This is a genomic window from Streptomyces sp. NBC_00637 (assembly GCF_045161545.1).
Taxonomy (GTDB): Bacteria; Actinomycetota; Actinomycetes; order Streptomycetales; family Streptomycetaceae; genus Streptomyces.
Window position 1 is genome coordinate 3,205,042 of the sequence record NZ_CP109046.1, and the last position, 17,291, is coordinate 3,222,332.

20 protein-coding genes are annotated in these 17,291 nt (G+C 71.3%); 11 read left to right on the plus strand and 9 right to left on the minus strand.

Annotation, left to right across the window (positions count from 1 at the left end):
• Positions 1-131 precede the first annotated feature (131 nt).
• From OG440_RS13720 to OG440_RS13735, 4 genes are all read right to left on the minus strand, one after another.
• Positions 132-365: a hypothetical protein gene (locus OG440_RS13720; RefSeq protein WP_406007130.1), complete on the minus strand. Its 234-nt coding sequence runs from the start codon at positions 363-365 to the stop codon at positions 132-134.
• A 169-nt stretch (positions 366-534) separates the two neighbouring features.
• Positions 535-1,008 carry a hypothetical protein gene (locus OG440_RS13725; protein ID WP_406007131.1) on the minus strand — a complete coding sequence of 158 codons (474 nt, stop codon included), beginning with the start codon at positions 1,006-1,008 and terminating at the stop codon, positions 535-537.
• 55 nt (positions 1,009-1,063) lie between these two features.
• Positions 1,064-1,618 carry a hypothetical protein gene (locus tag OG440_RS13730; protein WP_406007132.1) on the minus strand — a complete coding sequence of 185 codons (555 nt, stop codon included), beginning with the start codon at positions 1,616-1,618 and terminating at the stop codon, positions 1,064-1,066.
• A gap of 409 nt (positions 1,619-2,027) precedes the next feature.
• Complete coding sequence (locus OG440_RS13735) at positions 2,028-3,770, minus strand: beta-N-acetylhexosaminidase (RefSeq protein WP_406007133.1); 1,743 nt, start codon at positions 3,768-3,770, stop codon at positions 2,028-2,030.
• Between the two features lie 108 nt (positions 3,771-3,878).
• On the opposite strand from OG440_RS13735, the gene OG440_RS13740 reads away from it, so the two are divergent.
• The 5 genes from OG440_RS13740 (at position 3,879) to OG440_RS13760 (ending at position 8,100) form a co-directional block, all read left to right on the plus strand.
• Entirely contained in the window at positions 3,879-4,433 is a 555-nt protein-coding gene (locus OG440_RS13740) for a 2-oxo-4-hydroxy-4-carboxy-5-ureidoimidazoline decarboxylase (protein ID WP_406007134.1), read from the plus strand.
• A gap of 249 nt (positions 4,434-4,682) precedes the next feature.
• Entirely contained in the window at positions 4,683-5,063 is a 381-nt protein-coding gene (gene sdhC / locus OG440_RS13745) for a succinate dehydrogenase, cytochrome b556 subunit (RefSeq protein ID WP_406007135.1), read from the plus strand.
• Between the two features lie 5 nt (positions 5,064-5,068).
• The gene (locus OG440_RS13750; RefSeq protein WP_406007136.1) at positions 5,069-5,551 is read left to right on the plus strand and encodes a succinate dehydrogenase hydrophobic membrane anchor subunit; all 483 of its coding nucleotides are present in this window, start codon (positions 5,069-5,071) and stop codon (positions 5,549-5,551) included.
• Positions 5,552-5,584: 33 nt separating this feature from the next.
• The gene (gene sdhA, locus OG440_RS13755; RefSeq protein ID WP_406007137.1) at positions 5,585-7,339 is read left to right on the plus strand and encodes a succinate dehydrogenase flavoprotein subunit; all 1,755 of its coding nucleotides are present in this window, start codon (positions 5,585-5,587) and stop codon (positions 7,337-7,339) included.
• On the plus strand, positions 7,339-8,100 hold the full coding sequence (locus tag OG440_RS13760) for a succinate dehydrogenase iron-sulfur subunit (protein ID WP_406007138.1): 762 nt from the start codon (positions 7,339-7,341) through the stop codon (positions 8,098-8,100). Before sdhA ends, OG440_RS13760 begins: the two co-directional genes overlap by 1 nt.
• A gap of 66 nt (positions 8,101-8,166) precedes the next feature.
• Here OG440_RS13760 and OG440_RS13765 read toward each other — a convergent pair whose 3' ends face one another.
• The 3 genes from OG440_RS13765 to OG440_RS13775 all read right to left on the minus strand — a co-directional run bounded on the left by OG440_RS13765 (position 8,167) and on the right by OG440_RS13775 (position 9,620).
• The gene (locus OG440_RS13765) at positions 8,167-8,430 is read right to left on the minus strand and encodes a TM2 domain-containing protein (RefSeq protein WP_406007139.1); all 264 of its coding nucleotides are present in this window, start codon (positions 8,428-8,430) and stop codon (positions 8,167-8,169) included.
• Between the two features lie 244 nt (positions 8,431-8,674).
• Positions 8,675-9,094, minus strand: coding sequence for a DUF2752 domain-containing protein (locus tag OG440_RS13770; protein ID WP_406007140.1), 420 nt, complete (start codon positions 9,092-9,094; stop codon positions 8,675-8,677).
• Positions 9,087-9,620 carry a TM2 domain-containing protein gene (locus OG440_RS13775; protein ID WP_406007141.1) on the minus strand — a complete coding sequence of 178 codons (534 nt, stop codon included), beginning with the start codon at positions 9,618-9,620 and terminating at the stop codon, positions 9,087-9,089. Before OG440_RS13775 ends, OG440_RS13770 begins: the two co-directional genes overlap by 8 nt.
• Positions 9,621-9,759: 139 nt before the next feature.
• Between OG440_RS13775 and OG440_RS13780 the strand changes: the two genes are divergently transcribed.
• The 4 genes from OG440_RS13780 (at position 9,760) to OG440_RS13795 (ending at position 12,034) form a co-directional block, all read left to right on the plus strand.
• Positions 9,760-10,167, plus strand: coding sequence for a VOC family protein (locus OG440_RS13780; protein WP_406007142.1), 408 nt, complete (start codon positions 9,760-9,762; stop codon positions 10,165-10,167).
• Between the two features lie 100 nt (positions 10,168-10,267).
• Positions 10,268-10,684, plus strand: coding sequence for a hypothetical protein (locus OG440_RS13785; protein ID WP_406007143.1), 417 nt, complete (start codon positions 10,268-10,270; stop codon positions 10,682-10,684).
• 5 nt (positions 10,685-10,689) lie between these two features.
• Positions 10,690-11,199 carry a thiol-disulfide oxidoreductase DCC family protein gene (locus OG440_RS13790; RefSeq protein ID WP_406011350.1) on the plus strand — a complete coding sequence of 170 codons (510 nt, stop codon included), beginning with the start codon at positions 10,690-10,692 and terminating at the stop codon, positions 11,197-11,199.
• Between the two features lie 10 nt (positions 11,200-11,209).
• Entirely contained in the window at positions 11,210-12,034 is an 825-nt protein-coding gene (locus OG440_RS13795) for a TetR family transcriptional regulator (RefSeq protein ID WP_406007144.1), read from the plus strand.
• Position 12,035: 1 nt separating this feature from the next.
• Here OG440_RS13795 and OG440_RS13800 read toward each other — a convergent pair whose 3' ends face one another.
• On the minus strand, positions 12,036-14,447 hold the full coding sequence (locus OG440_RS13800) for an MMPL family transporter (RefSeq protein WP_406011351.1): 2,412 nt from the start codon (positions 14,445-14,447) through the stop codon (positions 12,036-12,038).
• Positions 14,448-14,613: 166 nt separating this feature from the next.
• On the opposite strand from OG440_RS13800, the gene OG440_RS13805 reads away from it, so the two are divergent.
• Both OG440_RS13805 and OG440_RS13810 read left to right on the plus strand, forming a co-directional pair.
• Entirely contained in the window at positions 14,614-15,303 is a 690-nt protein-coding gene (locus OG440_RS13805; protein WP_171399049.1) for a response regulator transcription factor, read from the plus strand.
• Entirely contained in the window at positions 15,300-16,775 is a 1,476-nt protein-coding gene (locus OG440_RS13810; RefSeq protein ID WP_406007145.1) for an ATP-binding protein, read from the plus strand. The genes OG440_RS13805 and OG440_RS13810 overlap by 4 nt, the downstream gene beginning before the upstream one ends.
• Before the next feature lie 19 nt (positions 16,776-16,794).
• Here the strand turns inward: OG440_RS13810 and OG440_RS13815 are convergent, their stop codons facing one another.
• A complete protein-coding gene (locus tag OG440_RS13815) occupies positions 16,795-17,196 on the minus strand; it encodes an ATP-binding protein (protein ID WP_406007146.1) in 402 nt (133 codons plus the stop codon).
• Positions 17,197-17,291 lie beyond the last annotated feature (95 nt).

Genomic DNA, 17,291 nt, shown 5'->3' on the forward strand with positions numbered 1-17,291 from the left:
CCCCCGCCGGACTCCGGGTCCGGACACGGTCACGCCCCCACGCTCCTCAGCGCCGGACCCCGCGGAAGTGTCACAGCGGACGAATCCACCCCCGGGGCCGCGTCACCCTTCCCGCCCCGCCTCCGCCCCCGTCACCCAGGCGCCGGAGCGGGGCTCACGCCCCGACCGCCGAGCAGCCTGGCCGCGCCCAGCGCGGCCGACCGGTAGTCCTCGTACCGCTCCAGGTCGGAGGGCAGCCACCGGGCGAAGACGAGCCAGCAGGCCGACGCCGAGGCCAGCGCCGCCATGATCAGCAACGCGCCCGCACCGGCCGTTCTCGCCCGGCTCGCCCCACTCGTCGCGCTTGTCGCGGTCGTCGCGGTCATCGTGCGTCTCCCCCCGGCCTCTCCGATACCGCAGTCTGCGTCGGCCGCGAGCGGACGGGCAGCGGGCGGGACCGGCAGTCGGGGACCGCTCCTCCCTTCCGGAACCCGGCAACCAGGGGCCGTCCCAGGGGTGGCGGGCACGGCGCCCACGGGGCCCGCTCCGCCGGCGCTACCGCCTCCCGCGCATCGCGTCCCGGCACAGCAGCCGCAGCGAACCGTGGCCGCCGAAGCAGCGGCGGGCCTCGTCGAGGGGCTCCCAGAGACGGCCGTCGGGGGTGCGGACCCAGTGATCGCCGCCGGAGCCCCACCACTCGGCGCCGGTCTGCCGGACGATGACCTCGCCGGCGTAGGCGCCCAGCCCGCGCAGCACGTTCGCCACGGCGTCGTACGGCGGGGCCGCCCGGCGTAGCTCCTCGATCATGCGGTCGACGCGCCACAGGCTCGGCGCCGAGTGGTCGAGGTGGGGCCGGACGGCGTCGGGCACGGCGGCCACCGCCTCCGCCGCCCAGCGCACGGGTTTCGCGGCGGCGGAGGGGCGGGGCGGCGGTCCGGCTCGGTCGGCCCGGTCGGTCCGGTCGGTCTGGTCGTTCGTCCTACGCGTCACATCAGGAAGAGCGACGTCGGCGCGGGTGGCGTCACTCATTTCCGGGGCCTCCCCGGGACCGGTGCAGGACCGACCCACCTCCCCCGCACTCCGCTCACTTACGTCCACGAGCCCGCCGTGACACCACCGCGCGCAGCACCCGGCGGCCCTCCGTGGACACTTCCAGGGCCCGGCGCAGTCCGCCCGCGCCATGGCCGGCGAGCACCTCCAGGACGGTGACCTGGCGGCGCAGTTCGGCGGCGGCGAGGGGCGGCATGCCCTCCGTACGGCCTTCCCGGCGGGAGGCGACCGAGGTGGCGTCCTCGGCCGGGTCGAGAAGGCGGTGGATCTGGAGCGACGCGACGGAGCAGGCGTCGGCCCAGACGCGTATCCCGGCGGCGGAGCGGTCGTCGGGGGCGGCGGCCAGCATGCGGCGGGCGAGGAGTTCGGCCTCGTCGCCCTCCTCCGCCGTGGAGGCGAGCTTGCCGCGCACCTGTTCCAGCAGTTCACCCCAGTCGGCGGCCTCGGAGTCCTCCGTGAGGCTCCCCCACAGCGGCCGCAGGATCTCGTCGTCACCCCCGAGCAGCGGAACGCACCGATCCAAACAAGCCAGCCCACTGGCGGCCAGTCCGCGTTCGTCGGCCTGTGCGATCAGTCCCACCAGGCTCATCCACGCCTCCCTCGCCAGGGCGCCGACCTTACGGAGCCCACACTTCCCCTTACTGCGTGCGACGGGCCAGGAGTGTCACAGCCAGGGGTTTTCAGCCAACTCCGCCGAGTCGGCCGGCGCCACCGGTTCCGCCGAATCCACCACTTCCACCGGCTTCACCGGTCACACCGGGCCCACCTGTTCCGCCGGTTTCGCCGATCCGCCCACAGGCGAACAGGTCGGCGGCGATGACGAGGCCGAGCAGGGCCGCCGCGGCGCGCGCGAGCATGACAGGTGAGCGCGGCAAGGTGATCCCCCGGAGTCCGTGTGAGTGAACGCCGCGCCCGGCTCTCCCCTGAGCCTCACGCACGGCGGCACGCGGAACATACGGTTCACCGACGCCGTGCGTCCACCCGGAATCGGGCCGGGATCAACCGAGCCTGTCGGCCAGCGCCGTGAACTGCGTCCAGGTCAGCGGCGGTGTGCCGGCGTCCCACAGCTTCTGCGAGGTGGCCCGCAGCGGCATCCGGATCCCGGCCGCGATCTGGTCCTGGGTCTGCGAGTTCGCGAGGTCGCACCACACGGAGAAGGAGCCGCCGAGGATCTGGGCGTCGTACTTCGCGGGGACCGGCGTCGTGCCGCGCAGCACCCTCGGGGTCCACTGCTCGTAGATCCGCTTCCCGGTCGGGTAGACGAAGTCGTTCGGTTCGCCGAGGACGTAGTACAGGTACTCGTCGTTGTAGTTGAGCATCTTGAGCCCGGCGCTCAGGTACTCGACCGGCGGCCGCGCGCCGATCTCCTTGCCGGTCCAGTAGGCGACCACGAGGTCGGAGGCCGGCTTGACCGACGTACCGCGGAAGAAGCCGTCGTTCCACACCCGCATGGTGCGGTCGTGGGCGCGGACGGTGTCGGCGCGGTCGTTGAGCCAGCCGGTGGTGAGGTCGGCGACGCCCGCGCCGGAGCCGTACCGGGCCGTCGCGGCGGAAGCGAGCTGGGGGTAGGAGACCGCCGGGTTCGACACGGTCAGGGCCTGGTACTCGTCGCCGCCGAGGTGCCAGTAGGCGCCGGGGAAGACGTCGGCGTACTCGTCCAGCAGGTCGTCGAGGAGGTCGGCGGACTCGTCCTTGGAGATGTCGATCGCCCCGCGGGTGGCCACCCCGCTCGCGTTGCGCAACTGGAGCTCGGGATGGGCGGCGAGGACGGCGCCCAGGTGCCCGGGTGAGTCGATCTCGGGCACGACGGTGATGTGGCGGCTCGCGGCGAGGGCGACGATCTTCTTCACCTCGGCCTTGGTGAGGTGAGGGCTCGAGACGATCTCCGGGTGGCTGGTGGACTCGATCCGGAACGCCTGGTCGTCGGAGAAGTGCAGGCCGAGCTGGTTGTACTTCAGGTCGCCGAGCTCGCGGACCCGGTCCTCGATCCAGGCCGCGGTGAAGTGCTTGCGCGCGATGTCCAGCGTGAACCCGCGCTGCGGCTTCGCCGGCCGGTCGCGTACGACGCCCTCCGGCGCCGTACCGCCGGCGTGCACCTCCTGCTTGAGGGTGCGGGTGCCGTAGAACACGCCCGCGTCGGAGGGCGCGCTGATGGTGACCCGCCCGCCGCGCACGGTCATGGTGTACGACTCCGGGTTCGCGCCCTCGTCGTCGTTGAGCGCCAGCCGCAGGTCCCCGGCGCGTACGTCGTCCTTCTCCCCGGCGTACGTCAGCCCCAGTTCACCGGCGACCAGCCGCCCCTCGTCGGCGAGACCGGCGTCGCTCACCACCACCCGGCGGGTGGACTGCGGTTTCCACCCCGGGCCGCGCGCCGGGGTGTGGGCGCCCACGGCGGGGATGGTCCGGGGGGTGGTGGAGAGGGCGTAGGAGCGGGTGGGTGTCGGGGTGGGGGCCTGCGCGGCGGCGGCGCCGGTGTCCGCGCCGGGCGTCCTCGCGCCGGCCTGCCGGGAGGCGGCCGAGCCGGCCGGTGCGGTGCCGTCGTCCGACGAGGCCCACACGCCGAGCCCGACACCGAGCGCGGCGACCAGTCCGCCCGCCAGCAGCGACCTCGTCACGACCTGCTGGTGCGGCTTCCTCTGCGGCGCCCGGCGCCGATGCCTGTGCCTGCTCACTCCGCCAACCGTACGACCCCCGACCGTGCGAGGCGCGTCGAGCCCGGCGTGACGGAGTCCACGACACATTCCGAAACTCTCTCGTTCGGGTGAAATTCAGGCATCGGTCAGACACGTCCTGACCACTCTCGATAACGTGTCGACACACCTTTCACTGCATCCCCTGCCACATCACACGTGACGCGAGGATCCACGCTGCCTGCCCACCGTCTTTCCCCTCTCTCCGGCCGTCTCGCCATACCGGCGCAGACCCGGACCTCACCCGCACCGCCGCCGGACGGTTTCAACGGCGCCGACGACGACGAGGCCCACCGCACCCTCCTCGCCTGCCTCCGCAGCCTGCGCTGGGCCCGCCGTATCGCCGACCACCGCCCGTATCCGACGCTCGACGCCCTGCTGGCCGCCTCCGACGAGGCCGCCTACGACCTGAGCCCGGGCGATCTGGCGGAGGCCCTGGCCGCGGAGTCCCTGGCCGGCCTGCCGGAGGACGCGTACGGAGCGGCGTACATGGCACTGGACGCGGCCCACGCGGCCTACGAGGCCCGATTCGGACACGCGTTCGTCATCTGCCTCGACGGTGTCCCGGTGGACGAGGCACTGGACCGTGTCCTGGAAGGCATCCGGTCACGATTGACAAACGATCCGGAGGACGAGCGGGTGGTCGCGGCCGAGGAGCTGCGCCGCCTGGCCAGGCAGCGACTGGTGGCCTCGGTCCGGGGCACGGGGCTCTGACCTCCCCGCTCCGCCCTCGGGCGCGAGCCGCCGCCGCGGATCCCCCGATGGCACATACCGGTGCAACCCACCCCGGATGCCGCCGACGCTCACCCATACGCGTGCCAGTTTGATCACACCGGTAGGCCCCCTGTAAGCCGAGCGCCCATGGCTGGCTACGATGCTGGGGGCCGGTGGACCGTACCCGGCCGGGCCCGTCCGACACCCCAAGCCGGCAGGCCCCAATCCCCGCTCCCGGAGGGTTCTTCCGTGCCGGCTGGAACGCTGTACCGCGGCCGGGAAGGAATGTGGTCCTGGGTGGCTCATCGAGTCACCGGCGTCCTCATCTTCTTCTTCCTGTTCGTTCACGTGCTGGACACCGCCCTCGTGCGTGTCTCCCCCGAGGACTACGACAAGGTCGTAGCCACCTACAAGACGCCGGTCGTGGCGCTGCTGGAGTACGGCCTCGTCGCCGCGATCCTCTTCCACGCGCTCAACGGCCTGCGCGTCATCGCCGTCGACTTCTGGTCGAAGGGCCCGCGCTACCAGAAGCAGATGCTCTGGAGTGTCGTCGGCCTGTGGCTGCTGCTGATGCTCGGGGCGATCTACCCCGTGCTCGGCCACGCCGTTCGTGAACTGTTCGGGAGCTGAGACCGATGGCCACCACTGAAACCACCGCGGCCGGAATCGGCCCCGTCGAGGGCGGCCCCGTCTACGACGTGGACAACCCCGCGCCCTTCATCGAGCCCCCGCGCAAGCGGACCAAGAAGACCCCGCGGTCCACCCGCGGCAACTTCGAGATGGCCGCCTGGCTGTTCATGCGCCTGTCCGGCGTCGTGCTGGTCGTCCTGGTCCTGGGCCACCTGCTGATCCAGCTCGTCCTGGACGGCGGTGTCTCCAAGATCGGCTTCGCCTTCGTGGCCGGCCGCTGGGCCTCCCCGTTCTGGCAGGTCTGGGACCTGCTGATGCTGTGGCTCGCCATGCTGCACGGGGCGAACGGCCTGCGCACGGTCATCAACGACTACGCGGAGCGCGCGAACACCCGGCTGTGGCTGAAGGGCCTGCTCTACACCGCCACGGTGTTCACCATCCTGCTGGGCACGCTGGTGATCTTCACCTTCGACCCGAACATCCGCTAGGCGCACGGGACCGAGGGACTGAGAGAAACACTCATGAAGATCCACAAGTACGACACAGTCATCGTCGGCGCAGGTGGCGCCGGTATGCGCGCCGCGATCGAGTCGACGAAGCGCAGCCGCACCGCCGTGCTGACCAAGCTCTACCCCACCCGCTCCCACACGGGCGCCGCGCAGGGCGGCATGGCCGCCGCGCTGGCCAACGTGGAGGAGGACAACTGGGAGTGGCACACCTTCGACACGGTCAAGGGCGGTGACTACCTGGTCGACCAGGACGCCGCCGAGATCCTGGCGAAGGAGGCCATCGACTCCGTTCTCGACCTGGAGAAGATGGGCCTGCCGTTCAACCGGACGCCCGACGGCACGATCGACCAGCGCCGCTTCGGCGGTCACAGCCGCAACCACGGCGAGGCACCGGTCCGCCGGTCCTGCTACGCGGCCGACCGCACCGGCCACATGATCCTCCAGACGCTGTACCAGAACTGCGTCAAGGAGGGCGTGGAGTTCTTCAACGAGTTCTACGTCCTCGACCAGCTGCTCACCACGGTCGACGGCGTGCAGCGGTCGGCGGGCGTGGTCGCGTACGAGCTGGCCACCGGCGAGATCCACGTCTTCCAGGCGAAGGCCGTGATCTACGCCTCCGGCGGCACCGGCAAGTTCTTCAAGGTGACCTCGAACGCGCACACGCTGACGGGCGACGGCCAGGCGGCCGTGTACCGGCGCGGGCTGCCGCTGGAGGACATGGAGTTCTTCCAGTTCCACCCGACCGGCATCTGGCGCATGGGCATCCTGCTGACGGAGGGCGCCCGCGGCGAGGGCGGCATCCTGCGCAACAAGGACGGCGAGCGCTTCATGGAGAAGTACGCGCCGGTCATGAAGGACCTGGCGTCGCGCGACGTCGTGTCCCGCTCGATCTACACGGAGATCCGGGAAGGGCGCGGCTGCGGCCCCGAGGGCGACCACGTCTACCTCGACCTCACCCACCTCCCGCCGGAGCAGCTGGACGCGAAGCTCCCGGACATCACGGAGTTCGCGCGCACCTACCTCGGTATCGAGCCGTACACGGACCCGATCCCGATCCAGCCCACCGCGCACTACGCGATGGGCGGCATCCCGACGAACGTCACGGGTGAGGTCCTGAGCGACAACACGACGGTCGTCCCGGGCCTGTACGCGGCCGGCGAGGTCGCCTGCGTGTCGGTGCACGGCGCGAACCGTCTGGGCACCAACTCGCTGCTGGACATCAACGTGTTCGGCAAGCGGGCGGGCATCGCGGCCGCCGAGTACTCGCAGAAGGCGGAGTACGTCGAGCTGCCGGAGAACCCCGCGCAGCAGGTGATCGACCAGGTGGAGCACCTGCGCACGTCCACCGGCACCGAGCGGGTGGCGGAACTGCGCCGCGAGCTCCAGGAGACCATGGACGCCAACGTCATGGTGTTCCGCACCGAGCAGACGATCAAGACGGCCGTCGAGAAGCTCGCCGAGCTGCGCGAGCGGTACCGCAACATCTCGATCCAGGACAAGGGCCGGCGGTTCAACACGGACCTGCTGGAGGCCATCGAGCTGGGCAACCTGCTCGACCTGGCCGAGGTCATGGCGGTGTCGGCGCTGGCCCGCAAGGAGTCCCGCGGCGGTCACTACCGCGAGGACTACCCGAACCGCGACGACGTCAACTTCATGCGCCACACCATGGCGTACCGCGAGGTCGGCGACGACGGCACCGAGTCCATCCGTCTCGACTACAAGCCGGTCGTCCAGACCCGCTACCAGCCGATGGAGCGTAAGTACTGATGGCAACCCCCGTTATGGACAAGGTCGAGGCGGAGTCCGCGGCCTCCCCGTACATCACGGTCACCTTCCGGGTCCGCCGGTTCAACCCGGAGATCTCCGCAGAGGCCTCCTGGCAGGACTTCACGCTGGAGATCGACCCGAAGGAGCGCGTCCTCGACGGCCTCCACAAGATCAAGTGGGACGTCGACGGCACGCTGACCTTCCGGCGCTCCTGCGCCCACGGCATCTGCGGTTCGGACGCGATGCGGATCAACGGCAAGAACCGCCTCGCGTGCAAGACGCTGATCAAGGACATCAACCCCGAGAAGCCGATCACGGTCGAGCCCATCAAGGGCCTGACGGTCCTGAAGGACCTGGTCGTCGACATGGAGCCGTTCTTCCAGGCGTACCGGGACGTCATGCCCTTCCTCATCACGAAGGACACGAACGAGCCCACGCGTGAGCGCTTCCAGACCGCCGAGGACCGCGAGCGGTTCGACGACACGACGAAGTGCATCCTCTGCGCGGCATGCACGTCGTCCTGCCCGGTGTTCTGGAACGACGGCCAGTACTTCGGTCCGGCCGCGATCGTGAACGCCCACCGCTTCATCTTCGACTCGCGTGACGAGGCCGGTGAGCAGCGCCTGGAGATCCTGAACGACAAGGACGGCGTGTGGCGTTGCCGTACGACGTTCAACTGCACGGACGCCTGCCCGCGCGGTATCGAGGTCACGAAGGCGATCCAGGAGGTGAAGCGGGCGCTGATCACGCGCCGCTTCTAAGCCCGACGGCTCGCTGAGCCCCAGGACACGGCGAGGGTGTCACCGCACAGGTGCCGAGCGCTGGTGTCAGCCGCGCAGCGGACGGCCCTGCTTGTCGGTGCGGTCGTTGCTGGTGAGGAACAGGATGCCGTCGATCAGCGCCCAGATGCCGAGGCCACCGCAGGTGAGGAGCTGGGCGACGCCCACGCCGACGGAGCCGACGTAGAAGCGTCCGACGCCGAAGGCACCCAGGAAGAGCTGGAGGATGCCGGCGACGATCTTGGACTTGTCGGAGTACGGACGACCCTGGGGGTCGACCCCGTAGGGGGCCTGCGGGGTGGGGACGGTCATGAGAACTGCTCCTGGGATGACTGCGGGAGGCCTGGGCGGCCTGCTCCGACATGGGGAGTCCAGGAGGGATGCGACGCGAGAACCACTCGCGTCGACCGACGTCGACCGATCTCGACCCACGCCCGGCGCGGCTCCGCCATGCCGGGACTTCCCCCCTGTGACTGGTGAGCCTAGAGAAAAGACAGGGCAAAGAGGGAGTACAGATGTTCTATCGTTCCTGATCCGTGATCAAATCCCGCCGACGTCAACCGACCACGTTTCGGATCACCGTCCACGCCACGGCGATACCGAGGACGACCGTCAGGCCCCTCGACCCCAGGCGCGGATGCCAGGAACGGCCGTGCAGGCCCGCCCACATCCAGCGGACCAACACCGCGAGCGCGTACGGCGAGGCGAGCAGCAGGACCCGGTTGTCGAGCCAGGCCTGGCCGAACTGCCCGTGCATCAGGTCGTACACCATGCGGGTGCCGCCGCAGGCGGGGCAGAGCAGGCCGGTGACGAACCGGAACGGACACCGCGGAAGCCAGTGGCCGGGCTGGTGCGGGTCGGTGACGTAGAGATACACGGAACCGGCCGCGCCGGCGGCGAGCACCGCGAGGGGTGCCGCCGCCGGGTGCCGCAGCGCGGCCGAACACCTCGCGGAGAGGTGCTCCGCGTCAACCACGCAGGATCCGCCCGTCGGAGTCGGTCTTGTCGTCGCTGACCAGCAGGATGATGCCGTCGATCAGCGCCCAGATGCCGAGGCCGCCGCAGGTGAACAGCTGGGCCAGGCCGATGCCGACGTCGCCCATGTAGAACCGGCCGACGCCGAAACTGCCCAGGGTGAGCTGGAGCACGCCCGCGACGACCTTCGACTTCTCGGAGTAGGGGCGGCCCAGCAGGTCGTACCCGTAGGGGGCTTGGGGGTCGCCGGTGAAGGTGCCGGGCGGTATGTAACCCGGGCCGGGGTAGCCGGGGCCCGGGTAACCGGGCTGGGCGTAGCCCGGGTACGGGGGCGGGCCGGGCTGGGGATAGCCGTAGGGGCCGGGACCGGGCGGGCCGGCGTCGTGCGGGCCGCCGGGGCCGGCGGGGCCCGCGGTCGGGTAGCCGTAGCCGGGCGGGGGCGGCTGCTGGGGCCCTTGGGGTTGCTGCGGCTGCGACGGCTGGTGCGGCTGCTGTGGCTCTTGGGGCTGCTGGGGCGTTTCGGACAAGGTGAGTTCCCCCGAGGTCAGGTGATCGGATCATCCGTAGGTGAGATGGGTGCGGAACATCTTGCAGCAGAAATCCCGCCACGCGCAGACCGGGGTGCCCTTGACCGGTTTTCGGGCGCTCTACACCTAATCTGACGGCATGTCAGATGACCAGTCGTACGAGCTGCTCGGTTTCGACAACCTCCTCCTGCCCGTCGGAGACCTCGGCGAGGCGGTCGGCTTCTACGAGCGGGCCGGGTTCACGGTCGGGCTGCGGTTCGACGAGGCCGGGATCGCGCTGCTGAAGGTCGGCGGCGAGACGCCGGGGGTTCTCCTGCGCCGGGAGGAGGGGCTCGGGCACCGGCCGCCGCCCTGGCCGTCCCCGCGCGTGTGGCTGGAGGTGCCGGACGCGCGGGCGGCGGCGCGACGGCTGGCCGAGGCCGGCATCACCCCCCTCGACCGGCCGTTCTCCACCGCCACCGGCTGGACCGTCGAGATCGCCGACCCGTGGGGGAACGTCGTCGGGTTCACGGACTACCTCAAGCGGCCGGAGCTGGCGCGACGTTAGGGCGGCGAGCGGCCGCGCCCCTCTGGTTGAACGTGTTCAAAACAAGCGCTACAGTCGGTCTCGACAGCGTTTTGAACGCGTTCAAGAAAAGGTGGGGAACATGGACCGCACGGTCATCGCCTACGTCGTCTACCTGGTCGTCAGCATCGGCCTGACCGTCTGGGTGGCCAGGACCCTCAGCCGCAACGGCCGGATCTTCCTCGCCGACGTGCTCCAGGGGAACGAGAAGCTCGCCGACGCCGTCAACCACCTCCTGGTGGTCGGCTTCTACCTCCTCAACCTCGGTTTCGTCGCCCTCTACCTGAGCGGCGACGACACCATCGAGGACACGCGCGGCATCTTCGAGGCCCTGTCGACCAAGCTCGGCGTGGTGCTGCTGGTCCTCGGCGCGATGCACCTGGGCAACGTGTACGTCCTCAACCGGATCCGGCGGCGCGGGGTCATGGAGCGGGAGCAGATCCCGCCGGTCGGCCCGCAGGGCTGGACCGCCCCCTCGGCGCCCGTCACCGGGGCGTGAGCACGATGGCGGCCGCCCGGACCGCCGACGACCGGGACGCCCTCCGCGTCCCGGTCCGCCGGCTCACCGTGCTCCACGACGCCGGATGCTCCCTGTGCGCCTTCCTGCGCGACTGGCTGGGCCGGCAGCCGCAGCTGGTGCCGCTGGAGTTCGTCGCGGCGGGGTCCGCGGAGGCGGCCGCCCGCTTCCCCGGCCTCGACCACCGCGCGACCCTCGACGAGATCACCGTCGTCGGCGACTCGGGCCAGGTCTACCGGGGCGGCCCCGCCTGGATCGTCACCCTGTGGGCGCTGCGCGAGTACCGCCCGCTCTCCCACCGGCTGAGCACCCCCGCCGGGGCGAAACTGGCGCGGGGGGCCGTTCTCGCCGCCGCCAAATGGCGCGACGGGCACGGGCGGTCCGTGGGCTGGGGCGGGGGCGTCTACCGCCGCGCCGACGGCTGGACGTACGACCCGCAGCGGGGCTGGGCCTACAACCCGCCCACCTGTGCCGACGGCACCTGCTTCACTGGCTAGGCTCCTGTACGTGCCCGCGAACAACGACGGTCCCGCCGAGGCCGCTTCCCCGTCCGAGCCCCATGAGGCCGCTCACGCGACCGAACGTCATGAGGCCACCCCCACGTCGAAGTCCGAGCAGACCCGCGCTCTGATCCTGGAGACGGCGATGCGGCTGTTCCAGGAGCGGGGCTACGACAAGACGACGATGCGGGCCATCGCCCAGGAGGCAGGGGTCTCGGTCGGCAACGCGTACTACTACTTCGCCGGCAAGGAGCATCTGATCCAGGGCTTCTACGACCGGCTCGCCGCCGAGCACCGGGAGGCCGTCCGGGGCGTCCTGGCGCGGGAGACCGGCCTGGAGGCCCGGCTGGCGGGCGTGCTGCGGGTCTGGCTGGAGGTGGCCGAGCCGTACCACGAGTTCGCGGTCCAGTTCTTCAAGAACGCCGCCGACCCGGACAGCCCGCTCAGCCCCTTCTCCGCCGAGTCGGAGCACGCGCGCGAGGAGGCGATCGCCGTCCACAAGGAGGTGCTCGCCGGGTCGAAGGCGAAGGTCCCGGAGGAGCTGCGGGAGGTGCTGCCCGAGTTGATGTGGCTCTCCCAGATGGGCCTCGTCATGTACTGGATCTACGACCGTACGGAGGGGCGCGAGCGCAGCTACCGGCTGGCCGGCCGGGGCGCGCGCCTCACCGCGCGGGGCGTGGCGCTGGCCCGGTTCCGGGTACTGCGGCCGCTCGTCCTCGAGGTCCACGACCTGTTCACCGACTTCCTGCCCGGCATGACCAACGCCCTGCCGGACCCGGTGAGGAAGAGTCAGCCGGGCCCGGCGGACCCGGCGGACTCTTCCTCGGGCTGAGTCAGCTCACCTCCGCGCCCTCCTCCAGCTCTATGTCGTGGACCAGGGGCTCCCCCGCGACCGTCAGCTGCCGGGCGCGCCTCAGCAGGGGCGGCGCGGCCGTCGTCGCCAGCAGATACGTCCCGGGGGCCGGGACGGAGAGGATGTACGAGCCGTCGGCGAGGGAGGCCACGCGGTCCAGTTCCCGTCCGCCCTGCGACATCAGGGCGACCGTCGCTCCTTCGACGGGTTCACCGGCCGTGTTACGGACGAACCCGTGCACGACCGAGGCCGGTCCCCCGCCCGCCGCGAGCGCCGGCGCCGTCGCCTCCTCCTTGGGCTCGACCGCGAGATGCGGCAGCCGCTTCTCCAGCCATCCGGGCAGCCACCAGTTGGAGTCGCCGAGCAGATGCATCGCGGCCGGGACCAGCGCCGTACGCAGGATGAAGGCGTCCAGCGCGACCGCGGCCGCGAGGCCGACGCCCGCCATCGCCGCTCCCGCGTCGCCGCTGAGCACGAAGGCGAGGAAGACGCAGACCATGATCAGGGCTGCGGAGTTGATGACCCGGCTGGTCTCCGCGAGGCCCACCCGGACCGCTCGCGCGTTGTCCCTGGTGTGCACCCACTCCTCGTGCATCCGGCTGACCAGGAAGACCTGGTAGTCCATCGACAGACCGAAGAGCAGGGACAGCATGATGACGGGCAGGAAGGCGTTGATCGGCCCCTCCTTGCCGAGGCCGAGCAGGTCCAGGCCCCAGCCCCACTGGAAGACGGCGACGAGGACCCCGAAGGAGGCCGCGGCCGCGACCAGGTTCATCACGGCCGCCGTCAGCGGCACCACCAGGGAGCGGAAGGCCACCAGGAGCAGCAGGAAGCCCAGGCCGATGATGGTGGCGACGAACAGGGGCAGACGGTCGCCGGTGACGGTGGCGAAGTCCTTGGAGACCGCCGTGACGCCGCCCACGTGTGCCTGGGCCCCGGCCTCCGGGACGACGTCGTCGCGCAGCCGGTCGATCAGGGTGTCGGTCTGCTCGGACTGCGGCGAGGTCGTGGGCACCACCTGGATGACCGTGACCCCGTGCGCGGGCGGCAGCGCGGCCACCTGGGCGACACCGGGCGTGTGCTCGATGTCCTCGGCCAGGGCGGTGGCGCCGGCGCCGTCCACGACCACCTGGAGGGGGCCGTTGAAGCCCGGCCCGAAGCCCTCGGCGAGCAGGTCGTAGGCCTTCCTGGTGGTCGTCGAGGCGTCGTCGTTGCCCTGGTCGGTGGCGCCGAGGCGGAGCGACAGCACGGGCAGCGCGAGGACGGCCATGACGGCCAGCGCGAGCGCGGCGATCGTCTTCGGCCGGCGCTGCACGCCCACCGACCAGCGGGCCGCCGGGCCGCTCGCCTTCTCCGGCTCGGGGCCGGTCGCGGCCAGCACGCGCCGCTGCTTGCGGCTCAGCACCCGCGGACCGAGGAAGCCGAGCAGCGCGGGCAGCAGGGTCGTCGCGGCGAGGACGCTCAGCACCACCGTCAGGGAGGTGCCGATGACGACGCCGTCCAGGAAGCGCAGGTTGGTCACCAGCATGCCGGCGAGCGCGATGCACACCGTGCCGCCCGCGAACAGCACGGCCCGGCCCGAGGTGTTGAGGGCGACGACCGTCGACTCCTCCGGGTCCAGGCCGCGCAGGACGCCCTTGCGGTGCCGGGTCACGATGAACAGGGCGTAGTCGATGCCGACGCCGAGACCGATCAGCGAGGACAGCAGCGGGGCCAGGTCCGGGATGTCGGTGACATGGCTCAGCAACTGGGTCGAGAACAGGCCCATGCCGACGCCGAAGACCGCCACGGCGAGCGGCAGCAGCATCGCGTACAGCGAGCCGAAGGCCAGGAACAGGACCACCGCCGCCGCCGCGAGGCCGACCATCTCGGCGAGGCCGGTGGGGGGTTCCTGCACCCGCTGGACGGCCTGGCCGCCCACCTCGACCTCCAGGCCGTCCCGTCCGGCGTCCCGCGCGGTGTCGACGACGTCCTGGACGAGCTCCTTGGGGACGGCGTTCGCCTGCTCGGTGAAGGTGATCTGGGCGTAGGCGATCCGCCCGTCACCGCTGATCCGCGCCGCGTCCGCCGCGTCCGCCGCGTAGGGGCCGGCGACCCCGCCGACGCCCTTCATGGCCGCGATCCTGTCGAGCGCGGGCTGGATCCGGGACCGTACGTCCTGGTCCCGTACCGAGCCCTCGTCGACCTTCCACACGACCGTGTCGGTGTCGCCGGCGCTCGCCGGGAACGCCTCCTCCATCAGGTCGTACGCCTTCTTGGAGTCCGTGTCGGGGAGGGAGAAGACGTTCGCGTAGTCCGTGCCCGCCGTCGAGGCCGAGAACCCCAGCCCGAACAGCGCCCCCACCCAGATCAACAGGACCACCAGCCGGTGTCGATAGCACCAGCGTGCCAATGCCGCCACGCTCAGTCTCCTTCTGCGATCGTCGGTCGGTCCCCCAGGTCCTGGGCAACAGGATCGGCGGCGCCACGCGTGCGTGGACATGTGACGACCATGACTCTCAAGGAACTCCAAAGCGTGAACCGGCGCGATCGTCGGTGGGTCCGCCGATACTGGGGGCATGACGACGGCTTCCGGCACCGTGCTGGTCGTGGAGGACGAACCGAGCATCGCGGACGTCCTGGCCATCGCCCTGCGCTACCACCGCTTCGAGGTCATGACCGCGGGCACCGTCCGCGAGGCCCTCGCCCTCGCCGACCGCACCCGGCCCGACGTGGCCCTGCTGGACGTGATGCTGCCGGACGGCGACGGCCGGGCGCTGGGGCGTGAACTGCGGGCGCGCAGACCGGACCTGGCGCTGGTGTTCCTGACCGCGCGGGACGCGCCGACCGAGATCGTCGGCGCCCTCGGCTTCGGCGACGACTACATCACCAAACCGTTCGACATCGACGTGGTCGTCGCCCGCATCACGGCCGTGCTGCGCCGTACCCGGCCGGCCGACGTCCTGCCGCAGCGGCCGCCGCTGCGGTACGGCGACCTGGAGCTCGACGAGACGACGTACAGCGTGCACCGCGCGGGCCGCTCGGTCGAGCTCACCCCCACCGAGTACGCGTTGCTGCGCTTCCTGGTGCGCAACGGCGGCCGGATCGTGCCCAAGGAGCAACTCCTGCGCCATGTCTGGCAGTACGAGCACACTCCGCCGGAGTCGACGGTCGTCGAGACCTACATCAGCTATCTGCGGCGCAAGCTGGACGTCCTCGGTCCGCCGGTGATCACCACCCGGCGGGGCGTCGGATACGGGCTGGCGTGAGGCGGATCCACCGGCACGGCATCCACTCGCTGCGCGCCAAGCTGACGGCGGCGAACGTGGGGCTGCTCGCGCTCGGCATCGTCGTCGCGACCGCCGTCAGTCTAATGGGGATGCGGCACTACCTGATCGACCAGGTGGACACCGAGCTGACCAAGATGCGTGACTCGCTGGGCAGTTCACGGCTGACGCTGCGCCAGATCGACTCGCTGTCCGTACTGAGTGTCGTGAGCGACCGCCTCATGCCCCACAACGACGACCCGCGGGACACGGACCCCCAGGACACGGACAGCAGGCCGGCACCGGACTCGATCTTCACCGCCGTCGACGGCCGGGGCACGGCCCTCGCCATCTTCGACGTCCAGCCCACCGCCGCCCAGCGCGGCCTCGCGGACGCGGTGCCGGACCCGCTCGCCCTCACCACCGACACCGAGCCGCACGACGTCACCGTGCACGGCGACACGTACCGCGCGACCGCGACCCGGCTCCCCGACGGCACCTACATCTTGCTGGCCACCTCCACCGAAGCCCTCCACCAGGGCATAGCGAAGGCCCTGAAGCTCGATCTCGCCGTGGGCACCCTGCTGCTGGCCCTGCTCGCCTGTCTGACCCTGTTCAGCGTGCGGCGGCGGCTGCGGCCGCTGGAAGACATGGTGGAGACGTCGTCGGCGATCGCCGAGGGCGACCTGACCCGGCGCGTGCCCTCCAGCCACCACCCCACCCAGGAGGTCGAACAGCTGCGGCTCGCCCTGAACTCCATGCTCCACCAGGTCGAGACGGCCTACCGCACGCGCGAGCACAGCGCGGCCCAGCTGCGCCGCTTCGTGGCCGACGCCTCGCACGAACTGCGCACCCCGCTCTCCGCGATCCGCGGCTACCTCCAGCTGTACGACCAGGGGATGCTGGTCGAGCAGGAGGAGCGCCGGCGGGCCTGGGACCGGATGAACGGCGAGGTGGACCGGATGGGCCGGCTCGTCGACGAGCTGCTCACGCTGGCCCGCCTCGACCAGCGGCCCGAACTGCGGCTGCGGGGCGTCGACGTGAGCCGTCTGGTGCGGGACTCGGCGCAGGACCTGCGCGCGCAGCAGCCCGGGCGGCCGGTCTCGGTCGAGGCCGAGGGTGCCGTGCTGGTGCGGGCGGACGAGTCGGGGCTGCGTCAGGTGCTGGGCAACCTGGTGGCCAACGTGCGCACCCACACGTCGGCCGAGGTGCCGGTCCGGCTCGGGGTGGAGCGGGTGGACGGGGTCGTCCGGCTGTCGGTCGAGGACGAGGGGCCGGGGCTGGGGCCCGAGGACGCGGCACGGGTCTTCGACCGTTTCTTCCGGGCCGGGGGTGGCGCGGGCAGCGGTCTCGGCCTGGCGATCGTGCAGGGGGTCGTCCGGGCGCACGGCGGCGAGGTGAGCGTGCGGACGGCGCCGGGCGAAGGGCTGGCCGTGACGGTGACGCTGCCCACCCGGCCGAAGAGCTGCGTGTGAGCGATGTCACCGGCGGGCCCTACGTGGCGGTCGTGACCAGCGCCCATACCGTCTTGCCGTGCCGGCCTCTGCTCCACACGCCCCACGCGGCGGCCAGGTGCTCCACCAGGTGCAGGCCGCGGCCGTGTTCCTCCGACTCGCCGACCGGTCGCAGCCGGGGTTCGAGCCGGCCCTCGTCGGAGACCTCTATGAGGCAGGAACCGTCGCCCAGGGCGGTGACCGCCACCTCGAAATCCCGCTCGCGCAGGGGCCCATGGCGTACGACGTTGGTGACCAGCTCGGACACGACGAGGACGGCGTCGGACAGCGCGGGGTCGTCGGGGCCGTGCCCCCAGTCCGCGAGATGGTCCCTTACCCGGCGCCGGGCGAGACCGACGGACGCCGGGTGCCGGGGCAGCCGGAAGGAGTTGCGTCTCAGCACGTCTGCTCCTCATCCCGTACACACCTCCGTCACATGGTGCCGCTTCGGGTGCCTGCCCGGTGTGACGGGGGCGCATGCCCGGCTCACCGGATCAG

Coding starts and splice junctions, on each gene's coding strand:
- OG440_RS13760 (WP_406007138.1), top strand. CDS start 7,339: ATGGCAACCCCCGTTATGGACAAGGTCGAGGCGGAGTCCGCGGCCTCC.
- OG440_RS13720 (WP_406007130.1), bottom strand. CDS start 365: ATGACCGCGACGACCGCGACAAGCGCGACGAGTGGGGCGAGCCGGGCG.
- OG440_RS13790 (WP_406011350.1), top strand. CDS start 10,690: ATGGCGGCCGCCCGGACCGCCGACGACCGGGACGCCCTCCGCGTCCCG.
- OG440_RS13780 (WP_406007142.1), top strand. CDS start 9,760: ATGTCAGATGACCAGTCGTACGAGCTGCTCGGTTTCGACAACCTCCTC.
- OG440_RS13730 (WP_406007132.1), bottom strand. CDS start 1,618: ATGAGCCTGGTGGGACTGATCGCACAGGCCGACGAACGCGGACTGGCC.
- OG440_RS13735 (WP_406007133.1), bottom strand. CDS start 3,770: ATGTGTCGTGGACTCCGTCACGCCGGGCTCGACGCGCCTCGCACGGTC.
- OG440_RS13750 (WP_406007136.1), top strand. CDS start 5,069: ATGGCCACCACTGAAACCACCGCGGCCGGAATCGGCCCCGTCGAGGGC.
- OG440_RS13725 (WP_406007131.1), bottom strand. CDS start 1,008: ATGAGTGACGCCACCCGCGCCGACGTCGCTCTTCCTGATGTGACGCGT.
- OG440_RS13765 (WP_406007139.1), bottom strand. CDS start 8,430: ATGACCGTCCCCACCCCGCAGGCCCCCTACGGGGTCGACCCCCAGGGT.
- sdhA (WP_406007137.1), top strand. CDS start 5,585: ATGAAGATCCACAAGTACGACACAGTCATCGTCGGCGCAGGTGGCGCC.
- OG440_RS13805 (WP_171399049.1), top strand. CDS start 14,614: ATGACGACGGCTTCCGGCACCGTGCTGGTCGTGGAGGACGAACCGAGC.
- OG440_RS13785 (WP_406007143.1), top strand. CDS start 10,268: ATGGACCGCACGGTCATCGCCTACGTCGTCTACCTGGTCGTCAGCATC.